General features: G+C 44.2%; 22 protein-coding genes. 7 read left to right on the forward strand and 15 right to left on the reverse strand.

Annotated features, from left to right (window positions below; genetic code table 11):
• Positions 1-72 precede the first annotated feature (72 nt).
• From LQ216_RS09190 to spoIIM, 8 genes are all read right to left on the reverse strand, one after another.
• A complete protein-coding gene (locus LQ216_RS09190) occupies positions 73-1,239 on the reverse strand; it encodes a D-alanyl-D-alanine carboxypeptidase family protein (protein WP_230129001.1) in 1,167 nt (388 codons plus the stop codon).
• Positions 1,240-1,456: 217 nt separating this feature from the next.
• Complete coding sequence (locus LQ216_RS09195) at positions 1,457-2,761, reverse strand: pyrimidine-nucleoside phosphorylase (RefSeq protein ID WP_230129002.1); 1,305 nt, start codon at positions 2,759-2,761, stop codon at positions 1,457-1,459.
• Between the two features lie 40 nt (positions 2,762-2,801).
• The gene (locus LQ216_RS09200) at positions 2,802-3,614 is read right to left on the reverse strand and encodes a purine-nucleoside phosphorylase (RefSeq protein ID WP_230129003.1); all 813 of its coding nucleotides are present in this window, start codon (positions 3,612-3,614) and stop codon (positions 2,802-2,804) included.
• 14 nt (positions 3,615-3,628) lie between these two features.
• Positions 3,629-4,816 (reverse strand): phosphopentomutase, encoded by a 1,188-nt coding sequence (gene deoB / locus LQ216_RS09205; protein ID WP_230129004.1) that lies wholly within the window; start codon positions 4,814-4,816, stop codon positions 3,629-3,631.
• Between the two features lie 318 nt (positions 4,817-5,134).
• Positions 5,135-6,028 carry a site-specific tyrosine recombinase XerD gene (xerD, locus tag LQ216_RS09210; RefSeq protein WP_230129005.1) on the reverse strand — a complete coding sequence of 298 codons (894 nt, stop codon included), beginning with the start codon at positions 6,026-6,028 and terminating at the stop codon, positions 5,135-5,137.
• 5 nt (positions 6,029-6,033) lie between these two features.
• Complete coding sequence (locus tag LQ216_RS09215) at positions 6,034-6,261, reverse strand: YqzK family protein (protein WP_230129006.1); 228 nt, start codon at positions 6,259-6,261, stop codon at positions 6,034-6,036.
• 158 nt (positions 6,262-6,419) lie between these two features.
• On the reverse strand, positions 6,420-6,878 hold the full coding sequence (locus LQ216_RS09220; RefSeq protein WP_117304905.1) for a Fur family transcriptional regulator: 459 nt from the start codon (positions 6,876-6,878) through the stop codon (positions 6,420-6,422).
• Between the two features lie 106 nt (positions 6,879-6,984).
• Positions 6,985-7,632 carry a stage II sporulation protein M gene (gene spoIIM, locus LQ216_RS09225; RefSeq protein ID WP_230129007.1) on the reverse strand — a complete coding sequence of 216 codons (648 nt, stop codon included), beginning with the start codon at positions 7,630-7,632 and terminating at the stop codon, positions 6,985-6,987.
• A 146-nt stretch (positions 7,633-7,778) separates the two neighbouring features.
• Here spoIIM and LQ216_RS09230 point away from each other — a divergent pair, with 146 nt between their 5' ends.
• Positions 7,779-8,342: a GNAT family N-acetyltransferase gene (locus LQ216_RS09230; protein WP_230129008.1), complete on the forward strand. Its 564-nt coding sequence runs from the start codon at positions 7,779-7,781 to the stop codon at positions 8,340-8,342.
• 138 nt (positions 8,343-8,480) lie between these two features.
• Here LQ216_RS09230 and LQ216_RS09235 read toward each other — a convergent pair whose 3' ends face one another.
• Together LQ216_RS09235 and LQ216_RS09240 are read right to left on the reverse strand one after the other, a co-directional pair.
• Complete coding sequence (locus tag LQ216_RS09235; protein WP_230129009.1) at positions 8,481-9,653, reverse strand: endonuclease Q family protein; 1,173 nt, start codon at positions 9,651-9,653, stop codon at positions 8,481-8,483.
• Entirely contained in the window at positions 9,654-10,205 is a 552-nt protein-coding gene (locus tag LQ216_RS09240; protein WP_230129010.1) for an NUDIX hydrolase, read from the reverse strand. It abuts the gene before it with no gap.
• Positions 10,206-10,292: 87 nt separating this feature from the next.
• Between LQ216_RS09240 and mciZ the strand changes: the two genes are divergently transcribed.
• Both mciZ and LQ216_RS09250 read left to right on the forward strand, forming a co-directional pair.
• Entirely contained in the window at positions 10,293-10,445 is a 153-nt protein-coding gene (gene mciZ, locus LQ216_RS09245; protein WP_230129011.1) for a Z-ring formation inhibitor MciZ, read from the forward strand.
• A gap of 58 nt (positions 10,446-10,503) precedes the next feature.
• Positions 10,504-11,424 (forward strand): aldo/keto reductase, encoded by a 921-nt coding sequence (locus LQ216_RS09250; RefSeq protein ID WP_230129012.1) that lies wholly within the window; start codon positions 10,504-10,506, stop codon positions 11,422-11,424.
• A gap of 355 nt (positions 11,425-11,779) precedes the next feature.
• Here LQ216_RS09250 and LQ216_RS09255 read toward each other — a convergent pair whose 3' ends face one another.
• A complete protein-coding gene (locus LQ216_RS09255) occupies positions 11,780-12,028 on the reverse strand; it encodes a YqkE family protein (protein ID WP_230129013.1) in 249 nt (82 codons plus the stop codon).
• A gap of 127 nt (positions 12,029-12,155) precedes the next feature.
• On the opposite strand from LQ216_RS09255, the gene LQ216_RS09260 reads away from it, so the two are divergent.
• Positions 12,156-13,088 carry an alpha/beta hydrolase gene (locus LQ216_RS09260; RefSeq protein ID WP_230129014.1) on the forward strand — a complete coding sequence of 311 codons (933 nt, stop codon included), beginning with the start codon at positions 12,156-12,158 and terminating at the stop codon, positions 13,086-13,088.
• A gap of 19 nt (positions 13,089-13,107) precedes the next feature.
• Here the strand turns inward: LQ216_RS09260 and LQ216_RS09265 are convergent, their stop codons facing one another.
• A complete protein-coding gene (locus LQ216_RS09265; protein WP_230129015.1) occupies positions 13,108-13,437 on the reverse strand; it encodes an iron-sulfur cluster biosynthesis family protein in 330 nt (109 codons plus the stop codon).
• A 306-nt stretch (positions 13,438-13,743) separates the two neighbouring features.
• On the opposite strand from LQ216_RS09265, the gene LQ216_RS09270 reads away from it, so the two are divergent.
• Entirely contained in the window at positions 13,744-15,009 is a 1,266-nt protein-coding gene (locus LQ216_RS09270; protein ID WP_354958762.1) for a UV damage repair protein UvrX, read from the forward strand.
• Positions 15,006-15,332 carry a YolD-like family protein gene (locus tag LQ216_RS09275; RefSeq protein ID WP_230129016.1) on the forward strand — a complete coding sequence of 109 codons (327 nt, stop codon included), beginning with the start codon at positions 15,006-15,008 and terminating at the stop codon, positions 15,330-15,332. Before LQ216_RS09270 ends, LQ216_RS09275 begins: the two co-directional genes overlap by 4 nt.
• A gap of 48 nt (positions 15,333-15,380) precedes the next feature.
• On the opposite strand, the gene LQ216_RS09280 is transcribed toward LQ216_RS09275, so the two are convergent.
• From LQ216_RS09280 to LQ216_RS09290, 3 genes are all read right to left on the reverse strand, one after another.
• A complete protein-coding gene (locus LQ216_RS09280) occupies positions 15,381-15,908 on the reverse strand; it encodes a DUF3221 domain-containing protein (protein ID WP_230129017.1) in 528 nt (175 codons plus the stop codon).
• Positions 15,909-16,101: 193 nt separating this feature from the next.
• Positions 16,102-16,893, reverse strand: coding sequence for an SDR family oxidoreductase (locus LQ216_RS09285; RefSeq protein WP_230129018.1), 792 nt, complete (start codon positions 16,891-16,893; stop codon positions 16,102-16,104).
• Between the two features lie 14 nt (positions 16,894-16,907).
• Positions 16,908-17,867, reverse strand: a complete 960-nt coding sequence (locus LQ216_RS09290; protein ID WP_354958765.1) for an MBL fold metallo-hydrolase — start codon at positions 17,865-17,867, stop codon at positions 16,908-16,910.
• A gap of 614 nt (positions 17,868-18,481) precedes the next feature.
• On the opposite strand from LQ216_RS09290, the gene proC reads away from it, so the two are divergent.
• Positions 18,482-19,333, forward strand: a complete 852-nt coding sequence (gene proC, locus LQ216_RS09295) for a pyrroline-5-carboxylate reductase (protein ID WP_230129020.1) — start codon at positions 18,482-18,484, stop codon at positions 19,331-19,333.
• Positions 19,334-19,965 lie beyond the last annotated feature (632 nt).

A 19,965-nucleotide genomic window follows, 5' to 3' on the forward strand; every position in this document is an offset into this window, starting at 1 on the left:
TCCTTCTTACCTGACAAAACTAGTGCCTATTCGCCGAAAGTAGTTTCCAAATTCTTTTTTCTGACAGATGTTTTATTTCGTTTGGGTAAACATGCCAAAAGCACGTTTATACATTTCCCACCAGCTTGCCGAATCTATGGTTTCCTTTGCAACGATCGGTGAGTCCACCACGGTCTTTCCATCTTTGGAAAATTTCAAAGTGCCGATTTGATCGCCTTGCTTGATCGGGGCTTTCAGATCTTTATCCAGAATGATTTTTTGAGTAAAGTCTTTAGGAGTGCCGCCTTTTTTCGTCAAGATCGAAATCGGTTCGCTTGTCACGCCCGTCACCGTTTTTCTGTTCCCTTTACTGACCAAAGTTTGCTTCAAAGCGACATCCCGCTTATAAATTGGATGAGCCATATATTGCGAAAAAGCATAGTCGAGCATTTTGGTCACCTGGGCATTTCTTTCTTTAGGAGAAGAAGCTCCCATCACGACAGCAATCACTCTCATGTCCCCTTTTTTCGCAGTCGCAGTCAGGCAATATTTTGCTTCGTTTGTAAAACCGGTTTTCAGTCCATCTACACCAGGATAAAACTTAACCAGCCTGTTTGTATTAACAAGCCAGAATTTTTTGTCGGTATCTTCACGTAGATAAGCTTCATAAGTCCCTGTGAATTTTGTGATCATTTCGTATTTAACAAGATCTTTGGCCATTATCGCCATGTCGTGTGAAGTGCTGTAATGATCTTCTTCCGGCAGTCCAGTCGCATTTTGGAATTTTGTATGCTTCAATCCCAGTTCCTTTGCTTTTTGGTTCATTTGTTCTACAAATTCCTCTTCTGAACCTGCAAGCCTTTCAGCCATTGCTACAGATGCATCATTTCCAGACCCGATCGCGATGCCTTGAAGCATTTGTTCTACAGTCATTTCTTCACCTGGTTCAAGGAAAATTTGCGATCCGCCCATTGATGCAGCGTATTCGCTTGTCCGGATTTTCTCCTTAAGCGTTAGTTCTCCCTTGTCCAAGGCCTCCATGATCAAAACCATCGTCATGATCTTGGTCATGCTTGCGGGCGGGAGTTCCTCATTTGAATTTTTTTCATACAAAATGGTCCCAGTATCTCGTTCTATCAAGATAGCTGATTTCGCATTTTCAGCCAAATTCACGCTCGTTTTGCCTTCCGCAAAAGCAGTGGGAACGATTACACTAGTAGCTATCAATACTGTGAAGCAAAGAAATAGAAATCGCTGCATCTAAGAAATCCCTCCTAATCTTAATCACGCGTTAACCCGAAACGGAATCATCCACTCGGGAAAATTCGATGTAACGCTAACAGCATTTCCAAACGCACCATATTTATACAAATACGATTCTAAAAAAAGGAGAAATATCTTGATAAGCTTTTGAAAGAAAAGCAAAAAAAGCTGCCGCAAAAGGTTGAGAACTTTTGCGGCAGCTTTCTTCTATAGATTATTCAGTTATTTCTTTGTAGATCAGCGTTGGTTTTTCGACCTTATCCTTGGAGATCGTAATATTTTCATATAGCTTTTGTTTAATTTCATCCACATTTTCAAAATTGCTATAGATCGTTAGAAGTGATTCACCCTTCTTCACTTCATCGCCAATTTTTCTGCGCAATACCAGACCTACCGCGAGGTCAATCACCGAATCCTTCGTTGCACGTCCTGCCCCGAGCAACATGGCAGCAGTCCCCACCTCATCCGCTACGATTTCAGACACATACCCTTCTTCTCTCGCTTCCAATTCGATAGTGAAGTTTGCCTGAGGCAGTCTCGATGGTTCATCCACAACTGATGGATCCCCGCCCTGGGCTTCGAGAAACACCTTAAATGCATGAAGGGCTGACCCGTTTTTAATCGCTTCTTCAAGCAATGTACGAGCTTCATCTAGAGTATCGGCCTTTTTCGCTAGATAAACCATGTGGCTTCCGAGCGTAAGAGAAAGCTCCGTTAAATCCTCCGGGCCTTCTCCCTTTAGCGTATCGATCGCTTCCTTCACTTCCAGAGCATTTCCGATCGCAAATCCAAGCGGCTGACTCATATCAGAAATGACCGCCATCGTGTTGCGGCCGACATTGTTCCCGATATTCACCATCGCTCTTGCCAGTTCTTCTGAATCTTCAAGGGTTTTCATAAAAGCCCCTGCGCCTGTTTTCACGTCCAGTACGATCGCATCGGCACCCGCCGCGATTTTTTTGCTCATGATCGAGCTTGCGATCAACGGCATGCTATTGACCGTCCCGGTTACGTCGCGAAGCGCATAAAGCTTCTTATCGGCAGGAGTCAGGTTTCCACTTTGCCCGATCACAGCCAGTTTATTTTTATTTACCAGGTCAATGAATTGCCTGTTTTCAATTTCAACGTGAAAGCCTTTGACTGCTTCCAGTTTATCAACCGTCCCCCCGGTATGCCCAAGCCCGCGGCCTGACATCTTGGCAACAGGAACACCGACGGCGGCTACAAGCGGACCAAGTACCAGCGTGGTGGTATCGCCGACCCCGCCCGTACTATGTTTATCGACCTTAATGCCTTCAACCGCTGAAAGATCAATTTTGTCTCCGGAGTTTACCATGGCCATCGTTAAATCAGCGCGCTCAAGTTCCGTCATTCCTTGAAAATAAATCGCCATAGAGAGCGCGCTCATTTGATAATCAGGGATGGAACCATCTGTAAAGCCTGTGATGATAAATTCAATTTCCTCTTTCTTTAATTCTTGGCCATCACGTTTTTTCTCAATTAAATCAACCATTCTCATATCGGTTCACCACTTCTTTTGGTTTTAGAATAGAGGTTTTTTATATAGTTCTTACAATTTCTTTGATGAAGCTTAAAAAGCTGCTTTTTACCTGCTCAGTCGTTTCGATTACTTCTTCATGGGAGAGCGGTTGACCCAGGATTCCGGCTGCCATGTTTGTGATGCAGGAAATTCCCAAAACGTTCAGGCCGCAATGCCTGGCAACAATCACTTCCGGTACGGTCGACATGCCGACCGCGTCACCACCAAGCATTCTCGCTAATCTAACTTCAGCGGGAGTTTCATAAGTTGGCCCAGAGTTTCCAACATACACACCTTCTTTAAGGTCAATCCCCAATTTCCCGGCAACTTCCTTCGCTACAGCCTGAAGGTTCTTGCTGTAAGCTTCTGACATGTCAGGGAAACGCGGGCCAAAACGCTCATCGTTCGACCCGATCAGCGGATTTGTCCCCGTATTGTTGATATGATCGGTTATCAGCATTAAATCTCCTGCTCGGAACTCTTCATTGACCCCGCCTGCCGCGTTCGTGACAATTAGCTTTTCAACCCCTAAAAGCTTCATGACACGAACCGGGAAAGTCACTTTATCCATGGAGTAGCCCTCATAAAAGTGGAACCTTCCCTGCATTGCCACCACTTTCTTGCCGCTTAAATCTCCTAGCACGAGCTGACCTGCATGCCCCGCCACTGTCGAAACAGGAAATTCAGGAATCTCTTCATATGGGATTTTCACAGGATTTTCGATTTCATCTGCAAGAACACCGAGGCCGGATCCAAGGATTAACCCGATCTCAGGCTTTCCATCTAGCTTTCCTTCAATAAATGAAGCTGCTTTTTCTAGTTTTTCAAACATGTTTATAACTCTCCTTATTTAATATCCCCTAAAAAGTTTTTTCCAAAAGAGGGCATTTTCACTTTAAAATTGGCAGCTACGGCAGCCGCGATATCAGCAAACGTTTCTCTTACCGGAAGCTCTTTCCCGGTTCCAAACCGCTTGGAGTAAACGAGCAGCGGTACATACTCACGTGTATGGTCCGTCCCGGAATGGACGGGATCGTTTCCGTGGTCTGCCGTAATAATTAGTAAATCATCCTCTGTCAGTTTATCAAGCACTTCCGGCATGCGGGCATCAAATTCTTCCAGCGCCTTGCCATAACCTTCCGGATCACGGCGGTGTCCATATAACGCATCGAAATCAACAAGATTCACAAAGCTTAATCCGGTAAAGTCCATATCGATTGTTTGCAGCAATTTGTCCATGCCGTCCATATTGGATACCGTCCGCAATGATTCAGTTACGCCCTCGCCATCATAAATATCAGAAATCTTACCGATCGCTAGCACGTCGTACCCTCCGTCCTTTAATTCATTCATGACGGTTCTGTCAAACGGCTTTAACGCGTAATCATGGCGATTCGATGTCCTTTTATAGCTTCCCGGTTCACCGACAAACGGGCGGGCAATTACCCGGCCAACCTTGAATTCGTCAGCCATTGTCAATTCACGGGCAATCTCACAAATTTTATATAACTCGTCTATTGGCACTACGTCTTCATGTGCGGCAATTTGCAGCACGGAGTCCGCAGACGTGTAGACGATCAGTGCTCCTGTTTTCATATGCGTTTCGCCGAGCTCATCAAGAATTTCGGTTCCGCTTGCCGGTTTATTGCCAATGATGCTGCGGCCCGTTTTGGCCTGAAGCTCCTGGATGAGCAATTCAGGAAAGCCATCCGGGAAGACACGGAACGGGGTACTGATGTTCAAACCCATGATTTCCCAATGGCCGGTCATCGTATCCTTGCCCGTTGAAGCTTCCTTCATTTTCGTATAATAAGCGGTTGGCTGATCAGCTTTTGGTATCCCTTTGATTTCTCGAATGTTACTTAAGCCCATTTTTCCGAGAGTCGGCATGTTTAATCCATTCATTCTTTCTCCAATATGCCCAAGAGTGTCGGCCCCCTCATCTCCAAACAGTTCAGCATCAGGTGCCTCCCCAATCCCTACAGAGTCCATCACAATCAAAAATATTCGTTTAAAATCTGAATTCTCCTTCATGCTATCCCTCCTATAAAAATATAACGTTTTCAAGTCTTTATATGGTTTCATTTTACCCTCAAAAAGAACAAATAATCTCAGATTATATGTAACCGCTTTTGATGTCAGAAGTCTGACATCTATATTGTAAACGATTGCTTCCATTTGTGCCAAATGTTATGTAAAAAAGGAAGAAAACTTCCTGATTGTTTCTAAAAGAAGACTAGCAGATTGACGGGTCTTAAACATAGTTGTACATATTACAGATTGGATTTTTCCTAACTGCCTAAAAAGCTGACTACGCTTTAGTCAGCTCTCTTATACTATTAATCTAGTAGTTTACGCACGCGGATGAAACTTGGAGTAGACATCCTTCAAACGAACATTCGTTACATGTGTATAAATCTGTGTAGTTGAAATATCCGCGTGGCCCAGCATTTCTTGGACAGCGCGAAGGTCGGCCCCGTTCATCAATAAATGCGTCGCAAATGAGTGCCTTAACGTATGCGGGGTTAGTTCTTTTTCAATATTCGCTTCCCTGGCCAGCTTTTTAAGGATTTTCCAATAGCCTTGGCGTGTAAGCCTGTTTCCGTGATGGTTTAAAAAAAGAGACTCGGTTTTTTTCTTATGGCTGGCAAGCCGGAGCCGGCCCCGGTCCAAATACTCTTCAATCGCAGCCAGTGCTGTTTTGCCAATCGGAATGATCCGTTCCTTATTCCCTTTTCCGACACAACGGACAAATCCCATCGATCCATGAATATCGCTGATATCGAGATTAATCAGTTCGCTCACCCGCATGCCAGTTGCATAAAGCAGCTCAAGCATCGCTTTATCCCTGAATCCATATGGATCCTTAAGTCTAGGGGCTTCAAGAAGAGCCTCAACTTCTTCCTGACTCAAAACCTTCGGCAGAGTTCTTTCCGCCTGGGGTGTTTCAATATGAACCGATGGATCGGTATCACTTACCTTTTCACGAATCAGAAATTGGTGGAAAGAACGGATCGATGCGATATGGCGGGCAAGCGTTTTCGAAGATTTCCCCTGATCCTTTAAATGAGCTAGAAAATGAATGATATTCACTCTTCGGCAGTCATTCCAATCCGGCAGCTGTTCAACATTTTTCACATAGGACATATACGACTTCAAATCACGCTCATATGAAATAAGCGTATTTTTTGCCAACCCTTTTTCAACTGTTAAAAAATGAATAAAATCTCTTAGCTGATCTTCCATTTTCATTACTCCCCGTCTAAATAGAAAAGCATTAACCGGTCTACCCAGGAACCCCCGCGGGCTTCCACAGCCTTTGTAACTTTAATTGCTGCTCCTTTGGGTTCGTCATACCGATGGTAGTTTTCATACTCCTCATTTAACCATATCATTCCGATATAAAAAAGAACAGTAAAGCCCACAAAAAGAATGAAAACTTTTCCTGTATGCAAAACAAGCTTAATCGATGACTTCATGTGCTTTTCTCCCCCTCCGTTCTACGTCTTTTGCGCCTCACACTTATTTCAATTTATGCCAAGAAGGACAAGTTTTATACATAATAACGGAGAGAATGGACCATAATAAGGAATTCACCTATACAAAAAGCCCTTTCCGTAACGGGAAAGGGCGGCTATCATTCATTTTCATCTTTTAATTTATCATGGCATCTATGGCAAATTCCATGGAACGTCAATCTATGGTCCTTGATCTTAAAATTCCAATCACGTTCGACAATGGCCTCCACGTCTTCGAGCAGGTCATCCTGGATTTCATCGACAGCACCACATTCAATGCACACAAGATGGTGGTGAAAGTGGGCAGCACCCTCCTGCCGCAAGTCATAGCGGGATACCCCGTCTCCAAAATTTATTTTATCTACTATTTTTAATTCAGTTAGCAATTCAAGCGTACGATACACAGTTGCCAAACCGATTTCCGGCGATTTTTCTTTAACAAGGAGGTAAACGTCTTCGGCACTTAAATGATCCTCTTCATGTTCAAGTAACACGCGGACGGTTGCTTCCCGCTGAGGCGTAAGTTTATAGCTTGACGAGTGCAACTGTTTTTTAATTCTATCAATTCTATTTTCCATCCCTTTTCCCTCCCGCGCCGCTATCTTTATTATTATAACAAATGAGGGAAAACTGTCAAAACTGATTTAAAGGACCCGCGGAAAAATATTATCATACAGAGAATGTTTAATTGCCAAGAAAACTTACGACGCTTTTCATCAATGAAGGCGATACATAGGCTTCAATTGCCGCCGCGGCTGAGAGAAAAACGATTGAAACCGCCAGGGAAAAGACATAGCGGGAGATAATCGGCTTCAGCGGTTCGCGAACCTGCTTTAAAAACACTCTGCGAATCATTTTCATTGAGAGCGAAACAGAAAGGGCGGCAATTATGATAAAGATTGGAACGATAAAGACATTCTGCGGCAAGATGGAGACAAAGGAGAGCAAAAAACCGTTCCAACCCATTTGGTTGACCAAGAAGCCTACGGTAAACCCGACTACCATTCCTTTCAAGAATAATAGAATTAGAATAACCGGCAAGCCGATAACCGAGATACCAAGAATCCAGATAAACCCGATATATTTTACATTATGGGACAAGCTTTGTAAGAACATGTCATGGTCGGACGTAATCTTCCCCTGTGAAACCTGTCCAAAAAATTGGGATAGATAATAAAATAAATCCTCTTTTTGCGTAAAACTTAGGCTATTCACAAGGACGGCGCCAAATATGACACCCATTAAAAACAAAACGATTATGAATACATACAACGAGGAATGTTCAGTGATATGCTTAATTGCCGCGTTTTGAATGACAGACCTTCTTTTCATCTTCAATCCTCCCAATTGTCGTTACTAGATTCTATGTTTGGAAGAATCATTTATGACTGTGATTTTTGACTGGAATGCCAAAAAAGGTTACCATATCCCCTTCCATATGTTATGATTTTCCATATTATTTCTCTGGGGGGATTATAATGAAACCGATATTGAGGGAATTCCCTGATAAGATAGAATCAGAAAGGCTTTACATCAGACCTTGCATGCCTGGCGATGGAAAAACTGTCCATGAAGCGATTACAAACTCAAAAACAGAATTGATAGAATGGCTTCCATTTGCTAATCAGGATTCAACGGAGACAGAAACGGAAGCGGGGATCCGGAAGGCTTATGCCAGTTTTATAGAACGGGAGGATTTTCGACTGCATATTTACCGTAAAGCGGATGATGTGTTTATAGGTTCTACGGGCCTTCATAGAATTGATTGGGATCTGCCAAAATTCGAGATCGGCTACTGGATTGATACAAGACACAGTAAAAAAGGGTATATGACTGAAGCTGTCGAAGCGCTTACGGCCTTTGCATTTGACCATTACGGGGCAAACCGGGTGGAAATCCGCTGCGACCCGGCAAACGAAAATAGCCGGCATATTCCTGAAAAACTAAGATTCACGCTCGAAGGCATCCTGCGGAATAGCAGCTTGAGCGCTGATGGTTTGAGCTTGAGAGATACATGCGTGTATGCGAAGATTGCTAAATGAGAGACGAACACCCGTCCGCTGATGCTGGACGGGTGTTTTCCTTCTGTCAAAATAGAGGCCGGGATCGACGACGAGGTTGATTTGTTATCCAAAACAGCGTTTTATTATCCGAACTATTGATTTATAATCGCAAACTACCTATTCCGTTTTTACTTTTCCATATTTACCACCGCCGCCGGCTTCTATCTCCAGTTTGCCCTTTCTTGCCAAATCGATATAGCTGGCGATTTTGTCGGGAACGGCTTCCTTTATTTGTTCAAGGCTCGCACGGTGCAGGATGTCCATTTCCGTTCCCAAAGCCTGAAGCAAACGGTCCATGGACTTTGGTCCGAGGCCGGGAATAAACTCTAACGGTACCTGATGGATGTATGGAGGACGTTCTCTTAAATTTGTAGGCGGAGATCCCACTGAAAGCTCTTTAATCCGGCTCGAGACGCCTTTAATGATCTTTTTGCTCCCGCATTCAGGACAGATGCCATCTGCATTGTCAACTGGATGTAAGCAAGTCTTGCAAACGGTACGGTGGTACTTGCCAAGCCAGGGATTCAGCCCGTAGTTGGCTGAAATTCTCCGTCCGTCCATTTCTTTCATCGCTTTCTCCAGCTCGGTAAAATTCGGGCTTGCAAGCTTCATCTTCTGGTATTCTCTCGCAATTTTATTAAGTGAATGGGCATCTGAATTCGTTAGGAATGTAAACTGGTCCAGTTCGCTTATATTGACAGCCATGGACGTGTCTGAACTAAGTCCGAGCTCAACCCCATCTATCAGAGCGGGATCAAGCACTTCCTCCAGGCTCTTATCCACTCCTTTTCCGTAAAGGCTCTTAAAAGGGGTGAAAACATGCGCCGGAATAAACAGGCCGCCAAGAGCTTTTACTGTCTGCTGTAGCGTCCGGGCATCACAGTAAATTCTTTGGGAGCTCAGCGTAATATTTGAGACATAGCCACTCATCCACGCTGAAAATTCCTTCATGATTGCAAGAGTAGGAAAATAAGCCAGCACGTGAATGGGTCCCTTGCTGTTCCCGTCATAGACTTCAATTTCAGAGCCGGGAATGAGCGTGGTTGTACCGTATTGGAGGCCACCTTCCGGATTCTCGGAAATCTCCTCTTTCCTGATGAGACCCTCGATTTCCTCCAATACTTCGGGAGAATGACAATCAATGACGCCAATCATATCAAGGCCTTTTCGTTCCCGGGATATTCTTAGCACATTTTCGAGCGTCAACGTCCTGGCACCTGTAATCTTTACTGCCTTTCCGCTCTTCGTCCTGCCGATATGGATATGCAGGTCGACATAATAAGATTTCATTTATTGTTCCAGCGCCTTTCTAAGCTGCAAATATTGAACGGCATAAGCGGTTTTTGCGTCGCGGATTTTACCTTCCTTCATATATTGTTCTGCCTCTTCAAGCGTTAGTTCATACACCTCCACAAATTCATCTTCATCTCCCGGGGCGGCATTCTCCTTTTTCCGGAGGTTGTGGGCGAAATAAATGTGGACAAGTTCATCTGCAAATCCCGGAGAAGTATAAAAGGAGATAATATGCTCCATTCTTTCACACTCATAACCGGTTTCCTCTTCTAGCTCCCGGCCTGCCGTGTGCAGCGGCTCTTCGCCGATTTCAAGCTTTCCGGCTGGTATTTCAACAAGGCTGCGCTCCATTGCTTTTCTATACTGCTCCACCATGATGATTTTATTTTCTTGCGTAATGGCAATAATCGCAACCGCACCCGGATGCTTGATGATTTCTCTTTTGCTTCGATTGCCATCTGGCAGTTCGACTTCGTCGACCTGCAGGCTGATTATTTTTCCTTCAAATATCTTTTCCGTCGATACTGTCTTTTCTTCAAACTTCTTCATTTTTTCACTCCCTGTTCTAAGGTAAGGACAATGGTTCATACATTTTACCATAACACAGGAAAACTTCACTTATGGAGGCTGTTATGGATGAAGGTATATGTATTGGACAAAGGAATCGTGATGGCGGGAAAAGGCTGGGAGATTAAAGAAAAGCTCAAAGAATATCAGGATCAATATGAGTATGTAAACGACTGGGTCCGGGATGTGCATCGACAGACATTGGCAAAACGAGTCAAGTGAATTCTTTGTGATGAGCCGTTCCCTGCTATACAATATACTTAAAAAGGGAGTGAGTAAATTGAGACAAAGAAGATTGGGCAGTTCCGATTTGAACGTTTCGGAAATGGGACTTGGCTGCATGTCGCTTGGAACGAACGAGAAAGAAGCAGCCCGTATTATAAAAACAGCTCTAGACGCAGGGATTAATTATTTTGATACTGCCGATTTATATGATTTCGGCCGCAATGAAGAAATTGTCGGAAAAACGTTAAAGTCTGTCCGCGGCCAGGTCGTCATTGCCACAAAGGTCGGCAACCGCTGGAATGAAAGCAAAGACAGCTGGAGCTGGGATCCGTCCGGTGCCTACATAAAGAAAGCAGTCAAAGACAGTTTAAAACGTCTAGCTACCGATTATATCGACCTTTACCAACTTCACGGCGGCACGACAGAAGACAATATCGATGAGACCATCGGGGCATTTGAGGATTTGAAAAAAGAAGGAGTCATCCGTTATTACGGAATTTCTTCGATACGTCCGAACGTCATTAAGCAATATGTCAAAAAATCCGGGCTCGTTTCCGTCATGATGCAATACAGCCTGCTTGATAGGCGCCCTGAGGAATGGATGCCGCTTTTATCGGAAAACAATATCCATATCGTTGCCAGAGGTCCCGTCGCCAAAGGGCTATTGAGCGATAAAATGTTTGAAAAGGCTTCAAATACCGTTAAGGAACAAGGTTTTTTAGACTACAGCTATGCGGAGCTTGAAGAGTTATTGCCTGCTTTAAAAGACAAGCTCTCACCAAGATATATGAATGAAATCGCCCTACAGTATGTACTGTCTCACAAGGCTGTCGGCGCGGTCATCCCAGGAGCCAGCTCAATCGAACAGCTGCGTGAAAATTGCCGGGCCCTCAATGCGGCTCCACTTTCCGAGGAAGAAATCACCCTTCTAAAAAAGCTGACAAAAGCAAGCACCTATGAAACACACCGGGATTAAATAAAGGAATCTGATTTTTTGTAGTTGGTTCCGGGGGTTTTGTAGCGAGAATTTCTTTTTTGTAGCTAACTTCCTCCTGATTGTAGCCGAGTGGTCGACTTCAGTAGCGAGAATTTGAATTTTGTAGCCAGAGCGGGATTTCGTAGCAGAAATTTTCGTTTTGTAGCTGATTTTCTGCTGATTGTAGCCGGATTGAGGACTTTTGTAGCGGGCATCTCCATTTTGTAGCCAGTTCCGGATTTCATAGCGAGGATTTCAATCTTGTCACGGTTTTTGAAAACTGATAGGAAAGATAATAATTCCTCAACTACTTAATATACAATAAAAACGGGAGTCGATCGGACTCCCTTATCACTTACTTAAAATTCTTCCAGTCAATCTCGCTTTCATTCAGCAGTTCCTCGAAGGATTTATTTTTTTCTTTCTGTCTGCGCTCCTCTTTCCTTTTCGCTTCCTCGGCTGCCTTTTTCGCTGCTCCCTCTTCCGAAAGTTGTTTTTGCTGTTCGCGAAGCTTCGCCATTATATCGCCATTAATAAGGTCTCCAAGCGTTAAGGAATCATCTTCTTTTTTCTTGCTTTGATTCTGATTTTTATGCTTTTTCATCAGCAGTTCCTCCCTGGATTCATGATTTCATTATACCACGTCTGTCTTGCTTCTTTTTCAAGGTGCTTTCTCCATTGATTTAATGGTAAAATTAAGTAATGACTGTGGAATCACTGGAGGATTTTTTATGAAGAAATGGCTTGTTATCCTAGGAAGCATTTTCGCTTACATAATCGGGATCGGTGTTTATTTTTCAAATCGGGTGCTGTATATGAAAAAGAAGGAAGAAACGTTTGTCCGGAACAGGGAAATTACGGCAAAGCGTCTTATCGTTTCTGAATTCGATGCCCTCCGCAAAGAAGAAGTCTGGGTTTCTTCCCCTTCCGGTTATCCATTGAATTGTGTGTTCATTGAACCCCATGAGACCAAAAAATGGGTGGTTATCTGCCACGGTGTCACAGAGAATAAAATAAATTCGATTAAATATATGAATATCTTTTTGAAGCGCGGTTTCAATGCAGTCATCTATGATCACCGCCGCCATGGCGGGTCCGGTGGCCGCACAAGCAGCTACGGCCACTATGAGAAGCTTGATTTAAAAGCGGTTGTTGATGAATTAAAGCGAAGAAAGGGCAGCGATATCACGCTTGGCATCCACGGTGAATCAATGGGAGCAGCCACGCTTTTGTTATATGCGGGCACCATTGAGGATGGAGCCGATTTTTATATCGCCGATTGTCCATTTTCGAATTTTGAAGCACAGCTAAAGCATCAGTTGAAAAAAGAGGTTCCGCTTCCTGATTGGATGGTGCTTCCGATCGGGAATGCTTTCATCAAGCTGCGGGGCGGCTACCGCATCAGGGATATATCCCCAATCGCTTCTGTTAAAAACATAAGAAAGCCAGTATTGTTTATCCATAGCGAGCCGGACGATTTCATCCCAGTCGCGATGACAAAAGAGCTATACAAAGAAAAAGAAGGCCCGAAACAGCTTTATCTCGCCGCCGTCGGAGCCCATGCCCAATCCTATAATGAAAACAAGGAAGAATACGAGGAAGTGATTGACCGCTTCTTGAACAATCTTGTTTTTTCCGAAGAATACGAAACGGGGCTGACTTAACTGTCAGTCCCGTTTCATTTTATCCTGCTGTCCGGTCAAAAAAGCTCATGCGCGGATTAAGCATCCCGTTTGGGCTTTTTAATTGAAAGCTGTTTGCCTCTGGTACAAAATCAATTTTCATCACGTCGTCCATAAAAATCATTTTGGACTTCTCTATATAAACCGGCAGATAATTCGTTTCTATTTTTTCACTATTCTGCTCAAACTCATCGGCAAACCAAAGGGCTGTTACCCCGCTGACAACACAGCCGCATCCGTCCGTATTGTACTTTAATGTAAGATATCCCTTTTGTCCATTCACGTTCTCGGAAGCTTTTTTAATCGCTCCTTCAGTCCACTCTATGTTCATCTTAAATCCCCTTTCTCTTCAGGAAACCCTATTATCATTATACCGAAAGAAATGCATCCTGTTAATTTATCTGATTATCATCCTCTGGAGATTTTCCTACCATTAAATTTCCCTATCTCCATACAAAAAATGAAACATTTGTTCTTACTTCCATCATTTAAATCTTGAATATAGATCGTACGTTCGCATATAATAGAACAAAAGTACTATACAGGGGTGCATAATCATGAATGTCAACAGAGATAAAAAAAATGGCATTAAAATCATTTTACAGAGACCCGTTCATGAAGGAGTGTGGGTAACGCCATGATCGATTACTCAACCCTTCCCCGCAACAATGTTCTTTGCGTTGATATAAAATCATTCTTTGCTTCAGTTGAAGCCGTCACTCTTGGCTTGGATCCATTGACTGCCTTTGTGGCAGTCGTCGGGGACAAAAAACGATCAGGAAGCATTGTCCTGGCAGCTTCACCGATGATGAAAAAGCACTATCGCATTAAAACAGGCAGCCGTTTATTTGATATCCCGACTCACGACCCTCGTATTCGCGTGGTTGAAGCAAACATGGGCCTTTATTTAAAAATATCGACCGCCATTACAAGGCGAATGAATGAATTCGTCCCCATGGAAGCGATTCATCAATATTCGATTGATGAATTCTGGCTCACGGCTGATGGCACCCGGGCTTTGTTTGGGAATCGATTCGAGGTTGCCGAGATGATCCAAAAGGCGATCTTACAGGACTTTGGCCTGCCTAGCTGCATCGGCATTGGCCCCAACCGCTTTCTCTCAAAGGTCATTCTTGATACGAAGTCCAAAAAGGAAGGAATCGTCGAATGCCAATATGAAGATGTCCAAGAAAAGCTTTGGCCTTTACCGATTGAGGAAATTTGGGGTATTGGCCACCGGATGAAAGGAAACCTGAACCGTCAGGGGATCGTCACACTGGGTGACCTCGCCCAGTATCCCCTTTCCATCTTACAGAAACGATATGGCATCATAGGAGAACAATTATGGTACCATGCCTGGGGCGTTGACCTTTCCCCTGTCTTAGGGAATCCGGGAGATAACACTCACAGTAAGCAAAAAGGATACGGACACGGCATCACCCTTTTGCGAGACTATTCCGGTGACGAGGTACCGGCAGTCTTACTCGATTTGGCGGAAGAAGTATGTCGGCGCGCCCGCACCGCTAACATGAGTGGCCGCACGATCCATTTCGGCATCGGCTACTCCACATACCAGGACGGGGGTGGTTTTAGCCGGTCCCGGAGTATTGACCTGCCGACAAACGTCACCCTTGATGTCTACAAAATCTGTATGGACTTGTTCAAGGAGAATCATAGCGGAGGCATCATCCGTTCTGTCCACCTTTCACTTAATAACTTAAGTCCCGACGATGGCGCCCAGCTCGACCTGTTTGAAAACAACGAGAGAAAACACCAGCTAGGTTATGTGATGGACAGCATTCGGGCTAAATACGGTTCAACGGCCATTCTGCGGGCACGCAGTTACACGGATGCCGGCGTCGCCCTTGAACGAAGCAAGAAGATCGGAGGGCACCGCGCATGAGGGATAGAGGTTCAATTAAGTGGACGGCCATGATGTTACCCGAACATAAGAAAATGCTTGCCGATCTTTATGAGGAACAAAAGCACGTCACGAAGCCAAAGCTTGACGAACAGAAGCTGGAAGAGTTAAACGACATTATGCGCGTAGCGCTGGGTCACACATTAAATGTTAAGGTGACCTTTTACCGGCATCATCGATTTCATTCTGTGAGTGGGCAAATAGCCAAAATTAATAAGCTTGTTAAAGTGATCTGGGTTATGGACGATTCAGGCGAAGATCATCATATATCGTTTGAGGATATCCTTAATATAGAGATTGATTGAAAATAAACGTAAAGCCCTTGGGTCCCACACCAGGGGCTTTAGTAAGTTTCAATCCTGATATAAAATTTCATAGGTAAGCTCATCAACGGTCACGAAAAAAGAAGCATCCGTGTTCGACCGGCTCATCATTTCAAGCTGGTAGGCCTTTTCTGCGGCCAGATAGGTAAGCTTTCTGACAAAAAAGCGCTGACTTTCACCTTCTTGTAGGAAAGAAATAGCCGATGCGACAACTTTCTGCTCCGTCAAACTTTGTCTGTCTTTCTGGATCATAATCAGTTTCGCATCTGCCCGGCTTGGAAGGGACTCTTTCAGGTCCCCTTCATACCACACCTTTGCCTTCATGCCTATTTCTAAATCTTTAAAGCTCAGTTCCTCCCCATTCGAATCTTTTAGGGACGTATTTTCCGATAGTGTGTAGTATGTATTTTTAATGAGTACGCTTTCTCCGTCTGCCACGTCCGTGATGAATCCGGTTTCCCCGATGCTGACTGCTTCGTTATCCGTTCCAAACTCCAGACTGCAGCCGGCAAGCAGGATATAAACAAATGCATGCAGAAACAAAATAACCCTTGCCATCAATTTCTTCCCCTCCAGCACAAAAGATAAAGAATTGGCGAGCCATAAGCGCAGATTAGGTGTAGTTGCCCTTATGAAGATAGGAAAGTCTACGCTCTCTATCTGACGAAAAATCTCGGAAGTGGTTACAATACAAGTGCATTAGTTACACAACAAATTCAGAATATCCCTTCTTATAAGGACAATCTTTTTACTATTTCTTAAAAAGCGCCTTTTTCCCCAGTCTTTCCACCGTCCTTGGGAACAGCGTATAAAAAACACTTCCGAGGTTCATCCAGCCTGGCAGATTGATTTCACGTCTTTTCGTAAATATCGCGGCGACAATTTTCCCGGCGACATAATCAGGCTGCAGCATGAACCTTTCGACGTTTTTCACATATGTGCCCGATTCATCCGCGACATTAAAAAAGTTTGTCGCAATTGGTCCCGGATTAACGGTTGTTACAAAAACATGGTCTTTCATTAACTCAAGCCGGAGACTGTTCGAGTAGCCAAGTACCGCATGTTTCGTTGCCGAATAGACACCCGATTTGGGCGTGGCGATTTTCCCGGCTTGCGAAGCAATGTTAATGATATGCCCTGTTTGCCGCCGTTTCATGGAAGGAAGAACCATCTGGGTACAGGCAATCAAGCCAAGAACATTTACATCGAACATCGCTTTTGTTTCCTCAAGGTCCGCTTCATGGGCTTCTTTAAAAACGCCAAAGCCCGCGTTGTTGATCAGCACATCAATATCCCCGGCGGTTGCCTCAATCTCTTCAAATACCCGTTTGATCGCAATCGTATCCGATACATCCAGTTTAAAAGCGAACACTTCTGTCTGATATTGCGCTGTGATTTCCTTTTTAAGCTCATTTAATTTATCAATGCTTCGAGCAAGAAGGACGACACGTGCGCCTTCCCTTGCAGAGCGAATTGCCGTTTCCCTGCCAATCCCGCCTGAAGCTCCGGTAATGACCACACATTTGCCTTTCAGCCTGTTCACACGGCTCACCTCCATCATTGGTTGACAGAATAAACAATTGTTCCTGAATTGGTATCTGCTTTGATTTCTTCCAGATTCTCTAAATAGTCAAGCTGCCCGACTGTTTCTGAAAGCGTTAGTCCCAATTCCTTCTGGTAAACACTAGGGAAAAGCTGCTTGCATATTTCAAAGCCTGTTGAAGGCTTTTCCTCAAGCATCTTTTTAACTTTCATTGCCCGCTCATGCTGCCGTTCCATTTGTTTTTTGATCAATCCCGGAACGTCAAACACTTCATTTCCATGGCCTGTGTACAACATGTCTATTGATAATTCAAGGCATTTCTTTAAAGATTGATTGTATTGCAACAGCGGTTTTGGCCGTTCGCTCCCCTTTTCGATTGGAGGCTCCATTAGTGGATTGGGCGATATTTTTTCGAGCAGATGATCTCCGCCAATCATCACGCCATCTTTTACACGGTAAAGAGAAATATGGCTTTGGGCATGACCAAAAGTTTCGATCACTTTCCAATCCGGATGACCCGGTATGCTGCCACCTTCCAGAAGGCCGGAACGAAGCGTACGCGGGCTAATATACTTGGCGGATCGGCGGAATTGCGTAATCAATGATCTGTATTCGGCCGGAACCCCTAGCTGTGATGAAAAATCGAGATAAAATTTTTCGTGCTCCTCCATAAAATCATCAGTCATAAGCAGAAATCTCTGATTATGAGGATGACCGTATATTGGAACATCCTCAGAAAAAAAACCAAGACCGCCTGCATGATCAGGGTGATGATGCGTTAATACGATTTGTTCTATATCACCCAGTTTCAAACCAAGCTCTCGGAGCCCCTGCTCAAGTGCTTCTTTCCCATCTTCGGTCTGCAAGCCTGTATCAATCAATGTCAATGTATCGCCTTTTATGAGATACACATTTACATTTCCTACCGCAAACGGGGTCGGCAAGGAAATTTTAGCAATATTATTTTTCCACATAGTCAATTATCCACCTTGAATTATTATATTTATATAGAAAACGATGTAATAGTAAATATTTTACCTCTATGATGGATAATTGTCATTATTTTCACGTAGCTCGATGATAGAATTTTTTGATTTTTCTCAAAAAATAAACTTGACAGCAGGCTTGTCTATCCTCCATAATCACTAATAAACTATACGGCACGGCATGAAAATAAGGCCAGTAGATAAAATATGGCGAAAGAGAGTGAAGCTCAGCGGCTGAAAGGCTTCACCGCCCTCTGGTTTATTGAACCTACCTTATGAGCCTTTAGGCAAACCTAACGTAATTCCGGCGATAACGGATTTTGAGCTGCATCTTTCGTCATGAAAGATGAACAAAGGTGGTACCACGGAAGCTAGACCTTTCGTCCTTTATTGGATGAGGGGTCTTTTTATTTTTATTAATTTTAAGCTTGACTGATGTCTAGCTTCAGCACCTAGCCCCGACGTACAGGACGTACTAGTGCCACGCGTCGCCACACGAAGTGCCGAATTTAGTCGGCCTCGAGGTCCTCTCCGGAGGGCAGGCCCATCCTATGAGGTGGCTGAACAAGGTGCTTACGCTTTTCGAAAAAGGAGGGATATTCATGAGGAAAATCGCATTTATTGGTGCGGGTTCAATGGCCGAGGCCATCATATCAGGAATGATCACAAGGGGTGTCACAAAACCCGGAGACATTCATATAGCGAACAGGTCTGACGAGGAGAGACTGTCTTCGTTACAAAAGGGCTATGGCGTGACTGTATGCAGATCCACCACTGAACTGCTGGATGGAGCGGAAATTGTCGTGCTCGCAGTTAAACCGAAGGATGTGCTGGCGGCAATGGATGCGGTGAAGTCTCATATCACTGAAAACATGCTATTTATATCGGTAGCAGCAGGCGTGAATATCTCAAGCCTTGAAGCGATTATTTCCAAAGAAATTCCAATCATCCGGGCGATGCCGAATACATCGGCTGCAGTCGGCCAGTCCGCAACTGCGCTTGCCGTCAATCAATACACGGAACAGGACGATCTTGAACGAGCCTGCCAATTATTTGAAACAATCGGTTCAGTTGCAATCGTTGCGGAAGAACAAATGAACGCGGTCACCGGCTTATCAGGAAGCGGTCCTGCTTATATTTATTATCTCGTGGAAGCGATGGAGAAATCGTCGGTGAAAATTGGTTTGGACGGGGAAACCGCAAAACAATTGATCATCCAGACGTTGATCGGCGCCGCTGAAATGCTAAGCAACTCAGACAAAACCCCGGCCATTCTTCGTAAAGAGGTCACCTCCCCAGGAGGGACAACGGAAGCAGGGATTAAAGTACTTGAAGCGCACGGTGTACAAGAAGCGTTCATCTCCTGCATTCAGGAAGCAGCACAGCAATCCAAACGAATGGGAAAGCAAATCAGCCAGGAGATATCAAAGGGTACAGTGCTCCGGGAGGTTTGACCGCTGAGTAAAGTCCATTTAACTTTAATTAAAATACCATACAAAACTCGAAAAACAGAAACAATATATCTCGGGTTCACTAAATAAGGGGACAAAGACTCATTGTGGTCATCCAGAAATCCCAGATAGGCCTGGATCATGGAGACTGCAAGTAAACAAAAGAAAGAGTTTTCCGCTCGACTTTGTTCTGGAAATGACAAAGCATAGCTTGTTTGATTTTTCGGAAATCTAGGGTATAGTAGAACAAAAGTATTGCATATATTAAAAAAGACCGTTTAGTGTTGGAGCACCAAACGTCTCTCAGGTAGAGGTTCCCTTCAAGGGGGATCAGCGTAATAGGGAAGATAATCCACCACTAGCCGTCTAGCTCAAGGGTGGATTATTTTTTGTGGTTCTTATTAAATGACAGTACAGCAAGGATCAAGCTCGCAAAAGCACAAGCAAACATCCAAGCTTCAAAAACCGTCATACAGCACCACCCCCTTTCTAACCGGGGATGAGCTGACCACCATTGAGACACCTATTCTATTGCTCTTTTCATTATACCACCTGAAGCCATATTATAGGATTTTATAATTATCCATTCAAACAAGTATTTACAAAGCCATTGCAGAGAATCGCGAAAGCTCTCC

The organism is Bacillus sp. CECT 9360, from assembly GCF_918741275.1.
GTDB lineage: Bacteria > Bacillota > Bacilli > Bacillales > DSM-1321 > Peribacillus.